A 16,351-nucleotide genomic window follows, 5' to 3' on the forward strand; every position below is an offset into this window, starting at 1 on the left:
CGTGACAACATGCGGTCATGTCCTCCGCGCTGACCGATCTCTTCCCCCACCCGATCGTGCAGGCCCCCATGGCGGGCGGCGTCTCCGTGCCGAAGCTCGCCGCCGCCGTGTGCGAGGCGGGCGGGCTCGGATTCCTCGCCGCCGGGTACAAGACCGCCGACGGGATGTACGAGGAGATCAAGCAGCTGAGGAGCCTCACCGGCAGGCCCTTCGGCGTGAACCTCTTCATGCCTCAGCCGGAGTACCCCGGTGCAAGCACCGGCTCCACCGGAGCGGCTGGCGCCGCGCCCGCTTCTGCCGCCGCCATCGATGTCTACGCCCACCAGCTGGCCGGCGAGGCCTCCTGGTACGAGGCCGAGCTCGGCGACCCCGACAGCGGACGCGACGACGGGTACGAGACCAAGCTCGCGGTCCTGCGCGACAACCCCGTGCCGGTGGTGTCGTTCCACTTCGGCGCGCCGAGCCGGGAGGTCGTCGACGCCCTGCACCGGGTCGGCACCTTCGTCCTGGTCACCGCCACCACCCCCGACGAGGCCCGGGCCGTCGAGCGGTCCGGCGCGGACGCGGTCATCGCGCAGGGCATCGAGGCCGGCGGCCACCAGGGCACGCACCGGGACATCCCCGAGACGGACGGCTCCGGCATCGGGCTGCTGTCGCTGGTCGCCCAGATCCGGGAGACCGTGAACATCCCGATCATCGCCGCCGGCGGCATCATGCGCGGCGGCCAGATCGCCGCGGTCCTCGCGGCGGGCGCGAGCGCGGCCCAGCTCGGCACCGCGTTCCTCGCCACCGCCGAGTCGGGCGCGAACGCCCTGCACAAGCAGGCGCTGACCAACCCCCTGTTCGTCCGTACGGAGTTGACCCGGGCCTTCTCCGGGCGCCCGGCGCGCGGCCTGGTCAACCGGTTCCTGCGCGAGCACGGCCCGTACGCGCCCGCCGCCTACCCCGAGATCCACCACCTCACCGCGCCGCTGCGCAAGGCCGCCGCCAAGGCGGGGGACGCTCAGGGCATGGCGCTGTGGGCCGGGCAGGGCCACCGGATGGCGCGGGAGCTGCCCGCCGGGCAGCTCGTGGAGGTGCTGGCCGGTGAACTCGCCGCGGCGCGGACAGCGTTGTCGGGCGGAGGCGGAATCCGATGACGGCTCCGGTGTTCGTGGTCGAGCACTTCGACGCGGCCGGGGGCGGCCGGCACGTCCTCGACGGCCCGGAGGGACGGCACGCCGTCTCCGTGAAGCGGCTGCGGCCCGGTGAGGACGTCGTCCTCACGGACGGGGCCGGGCGCTGGGCGGACGGTGTCGTGCTCGACACCGAGGGCAAGGACCGGCTGATCGTCCGGCTGGACCCGGTGGTCGAGGAGCCGCCGGAGCAGCCCCGCCTCACCGTCGTCCAGGCGCTGCCCAAGGGTGACCGCGGGGAGCTGGCCGTCGAGACGATGACGGAGGTCGGTGTGGACGCGATCGTGCCGTGGGCGGCGGCGCGCTGCATCACGCAGTGGAAGGGCGAGCGCGGACTGAAGGCGCTGGGCAAGTGGCGGGCGACGGCCCGGGAGGCGGGCAAGCAGTCCCGCCGGGTGCGTTTCCCGCAGGTCGCGGAGGCGGCGACGACCAAGCAGGTCGCCGCGCTGCTGGCCGCCGCCGACTTCGCCGCCGTGCTGCACGAGAGCGGGGACGAGGCACTGGCGACGGCCGAACTGCCGTCGTCCGGGGAGATCGTGCTCGTCGTGGGACCCGAAGGGGGCGTGGCGCCGGAGGAGTTGGCGCTGTTCGCACAAGCGGGGGGCAAGGCGTATCGCCTCGGGCGCAGTGTGCTGCGCACATCGACTGCCGGGACGGCGGCCGCGGCCGTGCTCCTGGCTCGCACCGGCCGCTGGACCTGAACTCTTCTCGGAGGCACTGTGGAACTCGCACAGGTACGACTGCTCGTGACCGACTTCGCCGCCTGCTACCACTTCTACGGCGAGGTCCTCGGCCTCAAGCCGCAGTCGGGAGCGGTGGACGGGCCGTACGAGAAGTTCAGCCCCGCGGTGGGCTCCGCGGGCATCGCCTTGCAGGACCGCTCGATGATGGCCGAAGTGCTGGACGAGCTGGGCGACACGGCGAACGGCCACCGCTCCCTGGTCGTCCTGCGCGTCGACGCCCTCGACGGGTACTGCGAGGAGATCACGATGCGCGGCGCCACGATCCTCCACGGCCCGGCCCACCTGACCGACCGCCTGCGCGTCGCCCACCTCAAGGACCCCGAGGGCAACTTGGTCGAGCTGCAGGAGTGGTTGCTGCTGCGCGGCTGACGCCTTTGCGCCCTACCGCGCGGCGCCCGACGGTGGCAGGCTCCCCTCCATGGGGGCACTGAGGAGGATTTGGCGAGGGCCGCGCAACCGTACGGTGATGGTCGCGGTGACCTGCGCGGTGGCTGCCGTCGGCGGCGTGGTGGCGTGTGAACCCGGTGCCGGGATCAGTTCCGCGTCCGTCGCGTACACCACCGACGAAGCCGTCACCAAGGAGCTCAACCGGCAGAAGGCGGGCGTGCGTTGGCTGACGTGCACCGGCTCCTACGGGGATTCCGGCCAGGGCGGGAAGCCGTCGCCGTCGGCGAGCGAGAGGACCGTCGTCACCGTCGACTGCGAGGGGGAGACCGACGACGGGAAGGACATCACCGTCGACGGCAAGGTCACCCACGCGGTGGACGGCGCCTGTGTGCGCGGGAACATCACCGCCAAGGTGGACGGCAAGGTGTGGTTCGAGGTCGACGGGCTCGGCGACTGCAACTCCACCAGCCCGCCGCCCGTCGGAGGCGGGCCCTCGAACGGGCAGCCAGGTCCCACCGTCACCGTGACCGTCACGCAGACCATCTGGTGCGACCGGTACCCGGACTGCCGCCCTGTCGAGGGCAAGTGATCCGAACCCTGTCCGTACGACGGCCTCCCTGCATAGGGTGATCGGGTGACACAGTCCGCATCGCCTGCTTACCTCCGCTTCCCGCACGTGCACGGTGACCTGGTCGCCTTCACCGCCGAGGACGACGTGTGGCTCGCTCCTCTCGACGGCGGACGGGCCTGGCGGGTCAGCGCCGAGAACGTGCCGGTGACCCTGCCCCGTATCTCGCCCGACGGCACCACCGTCGCCTGGACCTCCACCCGCGACGGCGCCCCCGAGGTGCACATCGCCCCGGTCGACGGCGGCCCCGCCAAGCGCCTGACGTACTGGGGCAGTCTGAAGACCCAGGTGCGCGGCTGGACCCCGGACGGCGACGTGCTCGCGATCAGCACCCAGGGCCAGGCGAGCCTGCGCCGCACCTGGGCGCGTGCCGTCCCGCTCGACGGCGGTCCCGCCACCACCCTGCCGTACGGGCCGGTCGGTGACATCGCCTACGGGCCGAGCGTCGTCCTGCTGTCCGCGCCGATGGGGCGTGAGGCCGCCTGGTGGAAGCGGTACCGGGGCGGTACGGCGGGCAAGTTGTGGATCGACCGCGACGGCGACGGCGAGTTCGTCCGGCTGCACGAGGAACTCGACGGCAACATCGAGTATCCGCTGTGGGTGGGGGACCGGATCGCCTTCCTCTCCGACCACGAGGGCACCGGCGCGCTGTACTCCTCCCTCGCCGACGGGTCCGACCTGCGCCGGCACACGCCACTCGACGGGTTCTACGCCCGGCACGCCGCGACCGACGGCACCCGTGTCGTCTACTCCAGCGCCGGTGAGCTGTGGGTGCTGGACGACCTGGACGGGGCCGAGCCGCGTCGGCTCGACGTGCGGCTCGGCGGACAGCGCGTCGACCTCCAGCCGTTCCCCGTGAACGCCTCCCGGTGGTTCGGGTCGGCGTCCCCGGACCACACCGCCCGCGGCAGCGCCGTGTCCGTACGCGGCAGCGTCCACTGGGTCACCCACCGCTCCGGCCCGGCCCGCGCCCTGGCCGCGACGCCCGGCGTCCGGGCCCGGCTGCCGCGGACGTTCCGCGCGGACGGCGAGGAGTGGGTGGTGTGGGTCACGGACGCCGAGGGCGACGACGCCCTGGAGTTCGCGCCCGCCACCGGCCTCGCACCGGGGGCGACACCGCGCCGGCTCGCCGCCGGGCAGCTCGGCAGGGTGCTGGACCTCGCCATGGCACCGGACGGCAGCCGCGCGGCCGTCGCCTGTCACGACGGTCGTCTGCTGCTCGTCGAGAGGGAGACGGGCGAGGTGCGGGAGGTGGACCGCAGCGATGACGGTGACGTGTCCGGGCTCGTCTTCTCGCCCGACTCCTCCTGGCTCGCCTGGTCCCACCCCGGCCCGCGCCCCCTGTCGCAGCTGAAGCTCGCCAACACCACCGACCTGTCCGTCACCGAGGCGACCCCGCTGCGCTTCCAGGACTACGCGCCGGCGTTCACGACGGACGGCAAGCACCTCGCGTTCCTGTCGACCCGCTCCTTCGACCCGGTCTACGACGAGCACGTCTTCGACCTGGCCTTCGTGGAGGGCGCCCGGCCGCATCTGATCACCCTCGCGGCCACCACGCCCTCCCCGTTCGGGCCGCAGCGGCACGGCCGGTCCTTCGAGACGCCCGACCGGGAGGAGACCCCCGACAGCGAGGGCACCCCCACCACCCGGATCGACCTCGAAGGCCTCGCCGACCGCATCGTGCCCTTCCCGGTCGAGGCCGCCCGCTACTCCAACCTGCGCGCCGCCAAGGACGGGGTGCTGTGGCTGCGCCACCCGGTCGCCGGTGTGCTCGGCGCGTCCCGGGCCACCCCCGACGACCCCGAGCCCAAGTCCGAGCTGGAGCGCTACGACCTCGCCCAGCAACGCGTGGAGCATCTCGCCGTCGACGCCGACCACTTCGAGGTCAGCGGCGACGGCAAGCGGGTGCTGCTGTGGACCGACGGGCGGCTGAAGGTCGTTCCCAGCGATCGGCGCGCCTCCGGCGACGACGACAGCGACACCAACATCACCGTCGACCTGGGCCGCGTACGCCAGTTCGTCGACCCGGCCGCCGAGTGGCGGCAGATGTTCGACGAGAACGGCCGCATCATGCGCGACCACTTCTGGCGACCGGACATGAGCGGCGTCGACTGGGCCGGCGTCCTCGACCGCTACCGGCCGGTCCTGGACCGGCTCGCCACCCACGACGACCTGGTCGACCTGCTGTGGGAGGTGCAGGGCGAACTCGGCACCTCGCACGCCTACGTCACCCCGCGTGGCGGCTTCGGCGGAGGCCCCCGCCAGGGCCTGCTCGGCGCCGACATCTCCCGCCACGAGGACGGCAGCTGGCGCGTCGACCGCATCCTGCCCTCGGAGACCTCCGACCCGGACGCCCGCAGCCCGCTGGCCGCGCCCGGCGTCGCCGTACGCCCCGGGGACGCGATCCTCGCCATCGCCGGACAGCCGGTCGACCCGGTGACCGGCCCCGGCCCGCTGCTGATCGGCACGGCGGGCAAGCCGGTGGAGCTGACCATCTCCCCGTCCGGCGGCGGCGACCCGCGGCACGCCGTCGTCGTCCCGGTCGCCGACGAGGAGCCGCTGCGCTACCACGCGTGGGTCGCCGACCGGCGCGCCTACGTCCACGAGAAGTCCGGCGGCCGCCTCGGCTACCTCCACGTCCCGGACATGCAGGCCCCCGGCTGGGCCCAGATCCACCGCGACCTGCGCGTCGAGGTCGCCCGCGAGGGCCTGGTCGTCGACGTCCGCGAGAACCGCGGCGGCCACACCTCCCAGCTGGTCGTCGAGAAACTCGCCCGCCGCATCGTCGGCTGGGCCGTGCCGCGCGGCATGCGCCCCTACAGCTACCCCGAGGACGCCCCGCGCGGCCCCGTCGTGGCCGTCGCCAACGAGTTCTCCGGCTCCGACGGCGACATCGTCAACGCCGCGATCAAGGCCCTGGGCCTCGGCCCGGTGGTCGGCACCCGCACCTGGGGCGGCGTCATCGGCATCGACAGCCGCTACCGCCTGGTCGACGGCACCCTGGTCACCCAACCCAAGTACGCCTTCTGGCTGGAGGGCTACGAGTGGGGGGTGGAGAACCACGGGGTGGACCCGGACGTGGAGGTGGTGCAGCGCCCGCAGGACCACGCGGCGGGCAGGGACCCCCAACTGGACGAGGCGATCCGACTCGCTTTGGAGAGTCTGGAGGGCAGTCCGGCGAAAACGCCGCCGACTTTGCCGACTTCTTAGGGGCGCGGGGCTGTCTCGATTTGCGGCTCCGCCGCGTGGGCGCGACCAGCCCAAACGCACCCGTACCCGACGACGATACGATGCCCGGCAAGACCGAAATTCGGCCAACCCCCGGAGGAGACATGGCAGGGGAACCCCAGGACGACTGCCTCTTCTGCAAGATCGTCGCAGGAACCATCCCGGCGACGATCGTCCGCCAGACGGAGACGACCGTCGCGTTCCGCGACATCAACCCCCAGGCCCCCACCCACGTCCTGATCATCCCCAAGGCGCACTACGAGAACGCCGCCGCCCTCGCCACCGCCGACCCGTCCCTCACCGCGGACGTGCTCCGCGAGGCCCAGGCCGTCGCCGACGAGGAAAAGCTGGACAGCTACCGCCTCGTCTTCAACACCGGCAGCGGCGCCGGCCAGACGGTCTGGCATGTGCACGGCCACGTGCTCGGCGGCCGCGGCCTCGAATGGCCCCCCGGATAACAGGACAACGCCGTGTCCGTACGCGAACTCGTGGTGCTCGGCACCGCCAGCCAGGTCCCGACCCGCCACCGCAACCACAACGGCTACCTGCTCCGCTGGGACGGCGAGGGCATCCTGTTCGACCCCGGCGAGGGCACCCAGCGCCAGATGGTGCGGGCCGGGGTCGCCGCGCACGACCTGAACCGGATCTGCGTCACGCACTTCCACGGTGACCACGCCCTCGGTCTGCCCGGGGTCATCCAGCGCATCAACCTCGACCAGGTGCCGCACGAGATCACCGCCCACTACCCGAAGTCCGGGCAGCGCTTCTACGAGCGGCTCCAGTACGCCACGCCCTACCGCGCGACCGTCTTCCTCACCGAGGTCCCGGCCGACGGGGACGGCGTCCTCGCGGTCACGCCGTCGTACACGCTGGACACCCGCAGGCTGTCCCACTCGATCGAGTCGTACGGCTACCGGATCACCGAGCACGACGGCCGCCGCATGCTGCCCGAGCGGCTCGCCGCGCACGGCATCAAGGGACCGGACATCGGCCGGATCCAGCGCGAGGGCTCGCTCGGCGGGGTCTCGCTGGAGGACGTCAGCGAGGTGCGGCGCGGGCAGCGGTTCGCGTTCGTCATGGACACCCGGCTGTGCGAGGGGGTGTACGCGCTCGCCGAGGGCTGCGACATGCTCGTCATCGAGTCGACCTTCCTCGACGAGGACGAGCAACTCGCCGTGGAGCACGGGCATCTGACCGCCGGTCAGGCAGCGCGGGTGGCACGGGACGCGGGGGTGCGGCACCTCGTGCTCACCCACTTCAGCCAGCGCTACACCGACCCGGACGAGTTCGAGCGGCAGGCGCGGGACGCCGGGTACGACGGCGAGCTGACCGTGGCGCACGACCTTCTGAGAGTGCCGGTTCCGAAGCGTCGGTGAAACGGCCGTACGATGAATTGATGTCCCTCCCCAAAGCCGAACTGCACCTTCATATCGAAGGCACCCTGGAACCGGAACTCGCCTTCGAGCTCGCCGCTCGCAACGGCCTCACGCTGCCGTACGCGGACACGGACGAGCTGCGCGAGGCGTACCGGTTCGAGGACCTCCAGTCGTTCCTGAACCTGTACTACGAGCTCATGGCCGTCCTGCGCACCGAGCGGGACTTCGAGGACCTCGCGAACGCCTACCTCGCACGCGCCGCCGCCCAGGGCGTGCGGCACGCGGAGATCTTCTTCGACCCGCAGGCCCACACCAGCCGCGGGCTGGAACTGGGCACGGTCGTCGATGGCCTGTGGCGGGCGCTCGGCGACAGCCAGTCCCGGCACGGCGTCTCGACCCGGCTGATCCTGTGCTTCCTGCGCGACGAGTCCGCCGAGTCGGCCCTGGCGACACTGGACGCGGCCAAGCCGTACCTGAACCGGATCACCGGCGTCGGCCTCGACTCGGCCGAGGTCGGGCATCCGCCGGCGAAGTTCCGCGAGGTGTACGAGGCCGCCGCCGCGCTCGGGCTGCGGCGGGTCGCGCACGCCGGTGAGGAGGGGCCGCCGGAGTACATCACCGAGGCCCTGGACGTCCTCGGCGTCGAGCGGGTCGACCACGGGCTGCGCTGCGTGGAGGACCCGGCGCTGGTGGAGCGGCTGGTGCGGGAGCGGGTGCCGCTGACGCTGTGTCCCCTGTCGAACGTCCGGCTGCGGACCGTCGACACCCTGGCCGACCATCCGCTGCCCGCCATGCTGGACTCCGGGCTCATGTGCACGGTCAACTCGGACGACCCGGCCTACTTCGGCGGGTACGCCGGTGACAACTTCGACGCCGTCCGCGACACCCTCGGGCTGGGCGAGGAGCGGCTGCGCGAGCTCGCCCGCAACTCTTTCCTCGCCTCGTTCCTGGAGGACGACGAGGAGCTGCGGGCGCGGTATCTCGCCGAGGTGGAGGCCTACGAGTTCCGCTGAGGACCACCCGTAGGCCTCAGAAGACCTCCGACCCCGCCTGGCCGTAGGCGCGCTGGGCCGGGACGGCCGGGGCGTCCACGGGGATCTCCACCACCTGCTGTTCCCGGGCGCCGATCTCGGGGACCGTGCCGGTGGGGGTGCCCGTGGTGGCGGCGACCAGGGCGGCCGGGTGGCCGCCGCGGCGGCGGATCGCCCCGGCGAGCAGCGGGCGCCCGCTCGTGTGCAGGGCGACGGCGGTCATCGGCAGGGCGATCACCAGCAGGCCGGCGGCCAGGATCGCGCCCATGACCGGGAACCCGGCCTGCGCCGACAGCACGCTGCCGGCCAGCGGCCCGGCGGCCGTGCCCAGCGAGGACGCCGAGCCGACGAGCACCGCCCAGCGGCCGCGCGGGTCGAGCGAGGCGGCGAGCCCGATCAGGTACGACAGCACCACCGGATACAGGGTGTTCCAGGCGATCTCGCCGGTGGCGAAGCTCGTCAGGTCGGTCGCCGAGGCGCTGAGCACGATGCAGCCGGCGATCAGGACCGTTCCCGCCCCGATCGGCACGGCGCGTCCCAGCCGCGCCCCGAGCGCGCCCGCCGCGAGGACACCGGTCAGTCCGGAGCCCAGCGCCACGGCGAAGACCGCTCCGACGGTGGCCTCTCCGAGGTGGGCCTGGGTCAGCCCGATCTGTCCGCTGACGCCCCACAGGGAGTTCTGGGCGAGCGACCAGCAGAGCATGGCGGCGGCCAGCACCAGGCCCGAACGGGCGTGGGGCAGCCGGGCCTTGTGGTGCCGCGTGGGCGCGGTGGGCGTGCCGGCGGGCAGGCGGCCCGTCAACGGCCATACGGCCAGGGCGGTGAGGGCGATCGCGGCCAGGGGCAGGCCGTGCCCCGGGCCGAGGTGCGGGACCGTCAGATACACGGCGCCCGCGAGGGCGGAGACGGTGAGCAGCCCGGCCGTGGAGGCCCGGTGCGGATCCCGCTGGGCGGCTATCAGGGTGGCGGCCACGGTGGTGGCCGTGCCGGATCCGAAGCCGCCGACCATCGCGCCGGCGACGACGGCCGGGACTGAGGTGGTCAGTGCGGCGGCGCCGTAGCCGAGCAGGGCGAGGGCGAGCCCGAGCCGGGCGAGGGTGCGGGCTCCGAGGGTCTCGACGCGTGAGGCCAGGGCGAATCCGGCGGCGGCCGAACTCAGCAGCAGCGCACTGCCGACGGCGCCGGCCTGGGTGGCGGAGAGCGGAAGGCCCGAGTCGAGTCTGCCGACGGTGGTCGGCAGCAGATACGGGGCGAGGTACCCGGCCGTGAAAAGGGCGACGAGGGGCCAGGGGGTGGTGCGGGGGGCGAGCACGGGCGTTCCCAGGGCATGCGAAAGGAGCGGTGGAGGTGGGGGATGGGCGACGACCGTCGACGGACAGGAACGCGCGGGCAATTTGTATCAAGCAAGTAGTCGTACGAGTTAACCCGCAGGGTGTGATGTGGCACACGTTGCGTTTGGTGCGGTGAAGGCCGGGTAGATGAGCGCCTTTCGCCAGGTGGAGTGGGCGTTTCCGTTAACGCCAGTGCACCGATCCGGCCCCCGGAACCGTCGCCTCCGCCTTCGCCCGGATCTCCCGCATCACGGTGACGATCCGCTCCTCGTGCTCCGGCGTGAGCCGGGCCACCGGCACCGAGCAGCTGATCGCGTCGAGCGCCGGGATGTCGTAGCGCAGCGCGAACCCGAAGCCGACGATGCCCATCACGCCCTCCTCGCGGTCCACGGACCAGCCGCGGGCCCGGACCCGGGCGAGGTCGGCCGCCAGGGACTCCCGGCTGGTGTGCGTGTTCGGGGTCAGCGGCTCGTACGGCCCCTCGGGCAGGTCCGCGTCCGGGCGCTGTGCCAGCAGGGCCTTGCCCAGGGCCCCGGCGTGCGCGGGCAGGCGCCGCCCCACCCGGCTGATCGTGCGCAGGTACTCGTGCGACTCCCGCGTCGCCAGGTAGGCCACGTCCCGGCCGTCCAGCCGGCCCATGTGGATCGTCTCGCCGAGCGCCTCGGACGCCTCGTCGAGATACGGCCGTACGACCCTGACCCGCGGGTCGGAGTCGAGGTAACTGGTGCCGGTGAGCAGCGCGTGGATGCCGATGCCGTACAGGGATCCGGTGACGTCCGTGCGGACCCAGCCGCGCGAGACCAGGGTCTGGAGCAGCGCGTACATCGAGCTGCGCGGCACGCCGAGTTCGTCGGCCAGCTCCTGGAGCCGGGCCGGGCGGTCGCCGCGCGCCGCGAGGAGTTCCAGCAGCTCGACCGTGCGGGCCGCGGACTTCACTTCGCGGACGCCACCTGTGTCTGACATGTGCCGATCGTAATCGGGCCGCCCCGCGCGGTTGACGCTCGCCTACCCAACCTTCATTCTCATACATAAATGGCGTCTACATAAGGAGATGGCGAGGGGATGACCGAGGAGACGACCGTGAGCGCCGGCCCGGGTGCGGTCACACACCGGCTGCGGAAGGGCATGGCGGGGGGCGTGCTGTCCTTCCCGCTGACCAGCTTCCGCGACGACGGCGGCCTCGACCCGGACGGCTTCCGCGCCTACGTCGCGGACCGGCTCGCCGCCTCGCCCGGAGCCGTCTTCCCCGCCTGCGGCACCGGCGAGTTCTTCTCGCTCGACGAGGACGAGTACCGGCAGGTCGTCACCATCACGGTCGAGGAGGCGGCGGGCCGCGTCCCCGTCGTCGCGGGCATCGGCTACGGCTGGGCGCAGGCCGTCCGGTTCGCGCGCATCGCCGAGGACGCCGGCACCGACGCGCTCCTCGTGCTGCCGCACTACCTCGTCGCCGCCCCGCAGGACGGACTCGTCGCCCAGCTGGAACAGATCGCCGCCCGCACCTCGCTGCCGCTGATCGCCTACCAGCGCGGCCAGGTCACGTTCACCGCCGAGTCGCTCCGGCGCATCGCGGCCCTGCCCGGCGTCATCGGCCTCAAGGACGGTCACAGCGACCTCGACCGGCTCCAGCGCCTCACCCTCGCCGCGCCCGAGGACTTCCTGTTCTTCAACGGCGCCGCCACCGCCGAGATCCAGGCCCGCGCCTACGCCGCCGTCGGCGTCCCCGCCTACTCCTCCGCCGTCCACGCCTTCGCCCCCGAGATCGCCGACGCCTTCTTCACCGCCCTGCGCGACGGCGACCACGGCACCGTCGACAAACTGCTGCGCGGCTTCTACGTCCCGCTCGTCGAACTGCGCGACCGCGTCCCCGGGTACGCCGTGTCCCTGGTGAAGGCGGCGGCCCGGCTGCGCGGCCACCCGGTGGGCCCCGTCCGCGCCCCGCTCACCGACCCCTCGCCCGCCGACCTGGCCGCCCTCACCGCCCTCCTCACCGCGGGACTCGACCTCGTAGGAGCCGCCCTGTGAACCTCGACATCACCGACGTACGGCTGACGCCGATCCTGGTCGCGGACCCGCCGCTGCTCAACACGCAGGGCGTGCACCAGCCCTACACGCCCCGGTTGATCGTCGAGGTCGTCACGGCGGACGGGGTCACCGGTGTGGGAGAGACCTACGGCGACACCAAGTACCTGGAGCTGGCCCGGCCCTTCGCCGAGCGGCTGAAAGGACGGCAGGTCAGCGACCTCAACGGGCTGTTCACGGTCGCGGACCAGGTCGCCGTCGACCGCTCCCGGGTCGAGAACGCCGTCGACGTCGGCGGGCTGCGCGGCGTCCAGACCGCCGACAAGCTGCGCCTTTCCGTCGTCTCCGCCTTCGAGGTCGCCTGCCTCGACGCCCTCGGCAAGACCCTCGGACTGCCCGTGTACGCGCTGCTCGGCGGCAAGGTGCGCGACGCCGTCGAGTACAGCGCCTACCTGTTCTACAAGTGGGCCGGCCACCCGAAGGGCGTCGCCTGCGAGAAGGACGACTGGGGGGCCGCCGTCGACCCGGCCGGGGTGGTGGCTCAGGCCCGCCGGTTCGCCGAGCGGTACGGCTTCACCTCCTTCAAGCTCAAGGGAGGGGTCTTCCCGCCCGACGAGGAGATCGCGGCCGTCCGGGCGCTCGCCGAGGCGTTCCCCGGGCACCCGCTGCGGCTCGACCCCAACGGCGCCTGGTCCCTGGAGACCTCGCTGAAGGTGGCGCGGGAACTCGGGGACGTCCTGGAGTATCTGGAGGACCCGACCCTCGGCACCCCCGCCATGGCCGAGGTCGCCGAGCGGACCGGGGTGCCGCTCGCGACCAACATGTGCGTGACGACCTTCGCCGAGATCAAGGAGGCGTTCACCAAGGGCGCCGTCCAGGTGGTGCTCTCCGACCACCACTACTGGGGCGGGCTGCGCAACACCCAGCAGCTGGCGGCCATCTGCCGCACCTTCGGCGTCGGCGTGTCGATGCACTCCAACACCCACCTGGGCATCTCGCTCGCCGCGATGACCCACGTGGCGGCCACCGTCCCGGACCTCCACCACGCCTGCGACTCCCACTACCCCTGGCAGTCGGAGGACGTGCTCACCGAGCGGCTCACCTTCGAGGGCGGCAAGGTGACCGTGTCCGACGCGCCGGGGCTCGGCGTGGAGCTCGACCGGGAGCGACTGGCCGTGCTGCACCGGCGGTGGCTGGACGACGACGGTGCGCTGCGCGACCGCGACGACGCGGCGGCCATGCGGGTCGCCGACCCGGAGTGGGTGACGCCCTCGATGCCCCGCTGGTAGCCCCGGCTCTCCGGTCGCTCAGAGGGCGCGCGGGGGGCCGGTGCGAGCTGACGGAACGGGTGGGTCCGGCGTGATCGGCGTCACGTTGTCAGCGATGTGGTGCAGACTGGCCTGATCCGCACCACGTCAGGGAGCGCATCGTGATCGCGTCCACCGCCCCGGCAGGAAAGGGCCCGGCAGGAAAGGGATCGCACCGCCAGAGCCAGGTCGATCCCCTCGCCCCGCTGCGCGCGCCGGACGACCCGCCGTGGGACGTCTACCTCACCGGCACGGTCTTCCTCGACATCATCTTCACCGGGCTCGACTCCGCCCCGGTGCGAGGGACCGAGTCCTGGGCGCGCGGGATGGGGTCGAGCCCCGGCGGCGTCGCCAACATGGCCACCGCCCTGGCCCGCCTCGGCCTGCGCACGTCCCTCGCGGCGGCCTTCGGCGACGACCACTACGGCGACTACTGCTGGGACGCCCTGGAGCACGGCGAGGGCATCGACCTCTCCCCGTCGCGCACGGTGCCCGGCTGGCACTCCCCGGTGACGGTCTCCATGGCCTACGAGGGCGAGCGCACGATGGTCTCCCACGGCCACGAGCCGCCCCCGGAGGAGCCCGTCCCCGAGTGCCCGCCCCGCGCGCGTGCCGCCGTCGCCTCCCTCGCCCCCGGCGTGAGCGCGCCCTGGATCGCCCAGGCCGCGAGCAAGGGCACGCGGGTCTTCGGCGACGTCGGCTGGGACGACACCGGCGCGTGGGACCTGGCGGCGCTGCCCGACCTGCGGTACTGCGAGGCGTTCCTGCCGAACGCGGAGGAGGCCATGCGGTACACGGGCGCGGACTGCCCCAGGGCGGCGGCGCACGCGCTGACCGAGCACGTGCCGCTCGCGGTGGTCACGCTCGGGGCGGACGGGGCGTACGCGGTGGACCGGCGTACGGGGGAGACCGCGGAGGTGCCGGCGATCGAGGTCGAGGCGCTCGATCCGACGGGGGCGGGGGACGTGTTCGTCGCCGGGTTCGTGACGGGGACGCTGGCGGACTGGCCGCTGGCGGACCGGCTGGCCTTCGCCGGGCTGACGGCGGCGCTGTCGGTGCAGGAGTTCGGGGGGTCGCTGTCGGCGCCGGGGTGGTCGGAGATCGCGGCGTGGTGGCGGCGGGTGCAGTCGGTGGAGGGGCAGTCGGCTGTGGCGTTGGAGAGGTACGGGTTCCTGGCCGACCTGGTGTCCGAGGAGTTGGTCAGGCCCTGGCCGTTGCGGCGTGCCGTACCCACGATCGGCTTTCGGCGCTCGGCGTGACGCCCTGGCCGCCCAGGGGGCTCCGCCCCCTGGACCCCCGGCCTATGCCCACCCACCAGCCGAATCACTCGGCCAAGAGCCGCTGTCGCCCCCGAAGCTGTCGGCCGGGAAGGACCGTCGCCCCGAATCGCCCGGTCAAGAGCCGCTGTCGCCCCCGGTTGCAAACCCCACCCCCAAAACCCCTACGGCGTTGTCAGTCCCCCGTCGTACCCTGGGAATCGCGAGGCCGCCCTCAGCTGCGCGGCCGTGAAGAGGAGGAACCGCAGGCCTTCAGCGCCGGCCCATGACTCAGACACCCACAGCTCACACCCCCGCGCAGGAGCAGGCGAGAGCGCAGTTCACCGTCCCCGCCCAGCACCCCATGGTGACCGTGCTGGGTTCCGGCGACGCCCTCCTGCGCGTGATCGAGAAGGCCTTCCCGGCGGCCGACATCCACGTCCGGGGCAACGAGATCAGCGCGGCCGGCGACCCCGTGGACGTCGCCCTCATCGCCCGCGTGTTCGATGAGATGATGCTGGTGCTCCGCACCGGACAGCCGATGACGGAGGACGCAGTGGAACGCTCGATCGCCATGCTCAAGGCGAGCGAGAACGGGGAGAGCGACGGCCAGGAGACCCCGGCCCAGGTGCTCACGCAGAACATCCTGTCCTCGCGAGGCCGCACGATCCGCCCCAAGACGCTGAACCAGAAGCGCTACGTGGACGCGATCGACAAGCACACGATCGTCTTCGGCATCGGCCCGGCGGGCACCGGCAAGACGTACCTGGCGATGGCCAAGGCCGTCCAGGCCCTGCAGTCCAAGCAGGTCAACCGCATCATCCTGACCCGCCCGGCGGTCGAGGCCGGAGAGCGGCTCGGATTCCTCCCGGGCACGCTCTACGAGAAGATCGACCCGTACCTGCGCCCGCTCTACGACGCGCTGCACGACATGCTCGACCCGGACTCCATCCCCCGGCTGATGGCGGCGGGCACGATCGAGGTCGCGCCGCTCGCCTACATGCGCGGCCGCACGCTCAACGACGCCTTCATCATCCTGGACGAGGCCCAGAACACGAGCCCCGAGCAGATGAAGATGTTCCTCACCCGCCTCGGCTTCGACTCGAAGATCGTGATCACGGGTGACGTGACGCAGGTCGACCTCCCGGACGGGACGAAGAGCGGTCTGCGGCAAGTGCAGGACATCCTGGACGGCGTCGACGACGTCCACTTCTCCCGGCTGTCGTCCCACGATGTCGTCCGGCACAAGCTCGTGGGCCGTATCGTCGACGCGTACGAGCAGTACGACACCAAGCACGGCACCCAGAACGGCACGCACAAGGGCCGCGGCAAGTCCGGGCACAAGGGGAAGTAGACCGAGCACCAGCATGTCGATCGACGTCAACAACGAGTCCGGTACCGAGGTCGACGAGCAGGCGATCCTCGACATCGCCCGCTACGCGCTCGCGCGGATGCGCATCCACCCGCTCTCCGAGCTGTCGGTGATCGTCGTGGACGCCGCCGCCATGGAGCAGCTCCACATCCAGTGGATGGACCTGCCGGGCCCCACGGACGTCATGTCCTTCCCGATGGACGAGCTGCGCCCGCCGTCCAAGGACGACGACGAGCCGCCGCAGGGGCTCCTCGGCGACATCGTGCTGTGCCCCGAGGTCGCGGAGAGGCAGGGCAAGGAAGCGGACACGCAGCACTCCATGGACGAGGAGCTCCAGCTCCTCACCGTCCATGGCGTGCTGCACCTGCTGGGCTACGACCACGAGGAACCGGACGAGAAGGCCGAGATGTTCGGCCTCCAGGCGGCCATCGTGGACGGCTGGCGCGCGGAGCGGGGCCTGACCGGGCCCTCCCCGGCGCCGACGGTCTCGTAGCGCCG

At 72.5% G+C, this 16,351-nt stretch carries 15 protein-coding genes; 13 read left to right on the forward strand and 2 right to left on the reverse strand.

Annotation, left to right across the window (positions count from 1 at the left end; genetic code table 11):
• Positions 1-17: 17 nt before the first annotated feature.
• From ACIBL4_RS12150 to ACIBL4_RS12185, 8 genes are all read left to right on the forward strand, one after another.
• Entirely contained in the window at positions 18-1,139 is a 1,122-nt protein-coding gene (locus ACIBL4_RS12150) for a nitronate monooxygenase (protein ID WP_399408941.1), read from the forward strand.
• Positions 1,136-1,876 (forward strand): 16S rRNA (uracil(1498)-N(3))-methyltransferase, encoded by a 741-nt coding sequence (locus ACIBL4_RS12155; RefSeq protein ID WP_399408943.1) that lies wholly within the window; start codon positions 1,136-1,138, stop codon positions 1,874-1,876. The genes ACIBL4_RS12150 and ACIBL4_RS12155 overlap by 4 nt, the downstream gene beginning before the upstream one ends.
• Before the next feature lie 18 nt (positions 1,877-1,894).
• The gene (locus tag ACIBL4_RS12160) at positions 1,895-2,287 is read left to right on the forward strand and encodes a VOC family protein (RefSeq protein WP_399408945.1); all 393 of its coding nucleotides are present in this window, start codon (positions 1,895-1,897) and stop codon (positions 2,285-2,287) included.
• 97 nt (positions 2,288-2,384) lie between these two features.
• Positions 2,385-2,894: a hypothetical protein gene (locus ACIBL4_RS12165; RefSeq protein ID WP_399408947.1), complete on the forward strand. Its 510-nt coding sequence runs from the start codon at positions 2,385-2,387 to the stop codon at positions 2,892-2,894.
• Between the two features lie 45 nt (positions 2,895-2,939).
• Entirely contained in the window at positions 2,940-6,143 is a 3,204-nt protein-coding gene (locus ACIBL4_RS12170; protein WP_399408949.1) for a S41 family peptidase, read from the forward strand.
• A gap of 122 nt (positions 6,144-6,265) precedes the next feature.
• Positions 6,266-6,619, forward strand: coding sequence for a histidine triad nucleotide-binding protein (locus ACIBL4_RS12175; protein ID WP_399408951.1), 354 nt, complete (start codon positions 6,266-6,268; stop codon positions 6,617-6,619).
• Positions 6,620-6,631: 12 nt separating this feature from the next.
• The gene (locus ACIBL4_RS12180) at positions 6,632-7,537 is read left to right on the forward strand and encodes a ribonuclease Z (protein WP_399408953.1); all 906 of its coding nucleotides are present in this window, start codon (positions 6,632-6,634) and stop codon (positions 7,535-7,537) included.
• A 20-nt stretch (positions 7,538-7,557) separates the two neighbouring features.
• A complete protein-coding gene (locus tag ACIBL4_RS12185) occupies positions 7,558-8,550 on the forward strand; it encodes an adenosine deaminase (RefSeq protein WP_399408955.1) in 993 nt (330 codons plus the stop codon).
• A gap of 16 nt (positions 8,551-8,566) precedes the next feature.
• On the opposite strand, the gene ACIBL4_RS12190 is transcribed toward ACIBL4_RS12185, so the two are convergent.
• Both ACIBL4_RS12190 and ACIBL4_RS12195 read right to left on the reverse strand, forming a co-directional pair.
• Entirely contained in the window at positions 8,567-9,880 is a 1,314-nt protein-coding gene (locus tag ACIBL4_RS12190; protein ID WP_399408957.1) for an MFS transporter, read from the reverse strand.
• A gap of 202 nt (positions 9,881-10,082) precedes the next feature.
• Positions 10,083-10,862 (reverse strand): IclR family transcriptional regulator, encoded by a 780-nt coding sequence (locus ACIBL4_RS12195; RefSeq protein ID WP_399408959.1) that lies wholly within the window; start codon positions 10,860-10,862, stop codon positions 10,083-10,085.
• 99 nt (positions 10,863-10,961) lie between these two features.
• Here ACIBL4_RS12195 and ACIBL4_RS12200 point away from each other — a divergent pair, with 99 nt between their 5' ends.
• The 5 genes from ACIBL4_RS12200 to ybeY all read left to right on the forward strand — a co-directional run bounded on the left by ACIBL4_RS12200 (position 10,962) and on the right by ybeY (position 16,346).
• Entirely contained in the window at positions 10,962-11,921 is a 960-nt protein-coding gene (locus tag ACIBL4_RS12200; protein ID WP_399408961.1) for a 5-dehydro-4-deoxyglucarate dehydratase, read from the forward strand.
• Entirely contained in the window at positions 11,918-13,207 is a 1,290-nt protein-coding gene (locus tag ACIBL4_RS12205; protein ID WP_399408963.1) for a glucarate dehydratase family protein, read from the forward strand. The genes ACIBL4_RS12200 and ACIBL4_RS12205 overlap by 4 nt, the downstream gene beginning before the upstream one ends.
• Before the next feature lie 140 nt (positions 13,208-13,347).
• A complete protein-coding gene (locus tag ACIBL4_RS12210; protein ID WP_399408965.1) occupies positions 13,348-14,484 on the forward strand; it encodes a carbohydrate kinase family protein in 1,137 nt (378 codons plus the stop codon).
• A 283-nt stretch (positions 14,485-14,767) separates the two neighbouring features.
• The gene (locus ACIBL4_RS12215; protein WP_399408967.1) at positions 14,768-15,835 is read left to right on the forward strand and encodes a PhoH family protein; all 1,068 of its coding nucleotides are present in this window, start codon (positions 14,768-14,770) and stop codon (positions 15,833-15,835) included.
• A gap of 13 nt (positions 15,836-15,848) precedes the next feature.
• Positions 15,849-16,346, forward strand: a complete 498-nt coding sequence (gene ybeY, locus ACIBL4_RS12220; RefSeq protein WP_399408969.1) for an rRNA maturation RNase YbeY — start codon at positions 15,849-15,851, stop codon at positions 16,344-16,346.
• Positions 16,347-16,351: the final 5 nt, after the last annotated feature.

Source organism: Streptomyces sp. NPDC050416 (genome assembly GCF_044458845.1).
In the GTDB taxonomy this organism is placed as follows: Bacteria; Actinomycetota; Actinomycetes; order Streptomycetales; family Streptomycetaceae; genus Streptomyces.

Coding starts and splice junctions, on each gene's coding strand:
- ACIBL4_RS12195 (WP_399408959.1), bottom strand. CDS start 10,862: ATGTCAGACACAGGTGGCGTCCGCGAAGTGAAGTCCGCGGCCCGCACG.
- ACIBL4_RS12155 (WP_399408943.1), top strand. CDS start 1,136: ATGACGGCTCCGGTGTTCGTGGTCGAGCACTTCGACGCGGCCGGGGGC.
- ACIBL4_RS12175 (WP_399408951.1), top strand. CDS start 6,266: ATGGCAGGGGAACCCCAGGACGACTGCCTCTTCTGCAAGATCGTCGCA.
- ybeY (WP_399408969.1), top strand. CDS start 15,849: ATGTCGATCGACGTCAACAACGAGTCCGGTACCGAGGTCGACGAGCAG.
- ACIBL4_RS12185 (WP_399408955.1), top strand. CDS start 7,558: ATGTCCCTCCCCAAAGCCGAACTGCACCTTCATATCGAAGGCACCCTG.
- ACIBL4_RS12150 (WP_399408941.1), top strand. CDS start 18: ATGTCCTCCGCGCTGACCGATCTCTTCCCCCACCCGATCGTGCAGGCC.
- ACIBL4_RS12215 (WP_399408967.1), top strand. CDS start 14,768: ATGACTCAGACACCCACAGCTCACACCCCCGCGCAGGAGCAGGCGAGA.
- ACIBL4_RS12200 (WP_399408961.1), top strand. CDS start 10,962: ATGACCGAGGAGACGACCGTGAGCGCCGGCCCGGGTGCGGTCACACAC.
- ACIBL4_RS12165 (WP_399408947.1), top strand. CDS start 2,385: ATGGTCGCGGTGACCTGCGCGGTGGCTGCCGTCGGCGGCGTGGTGGCG.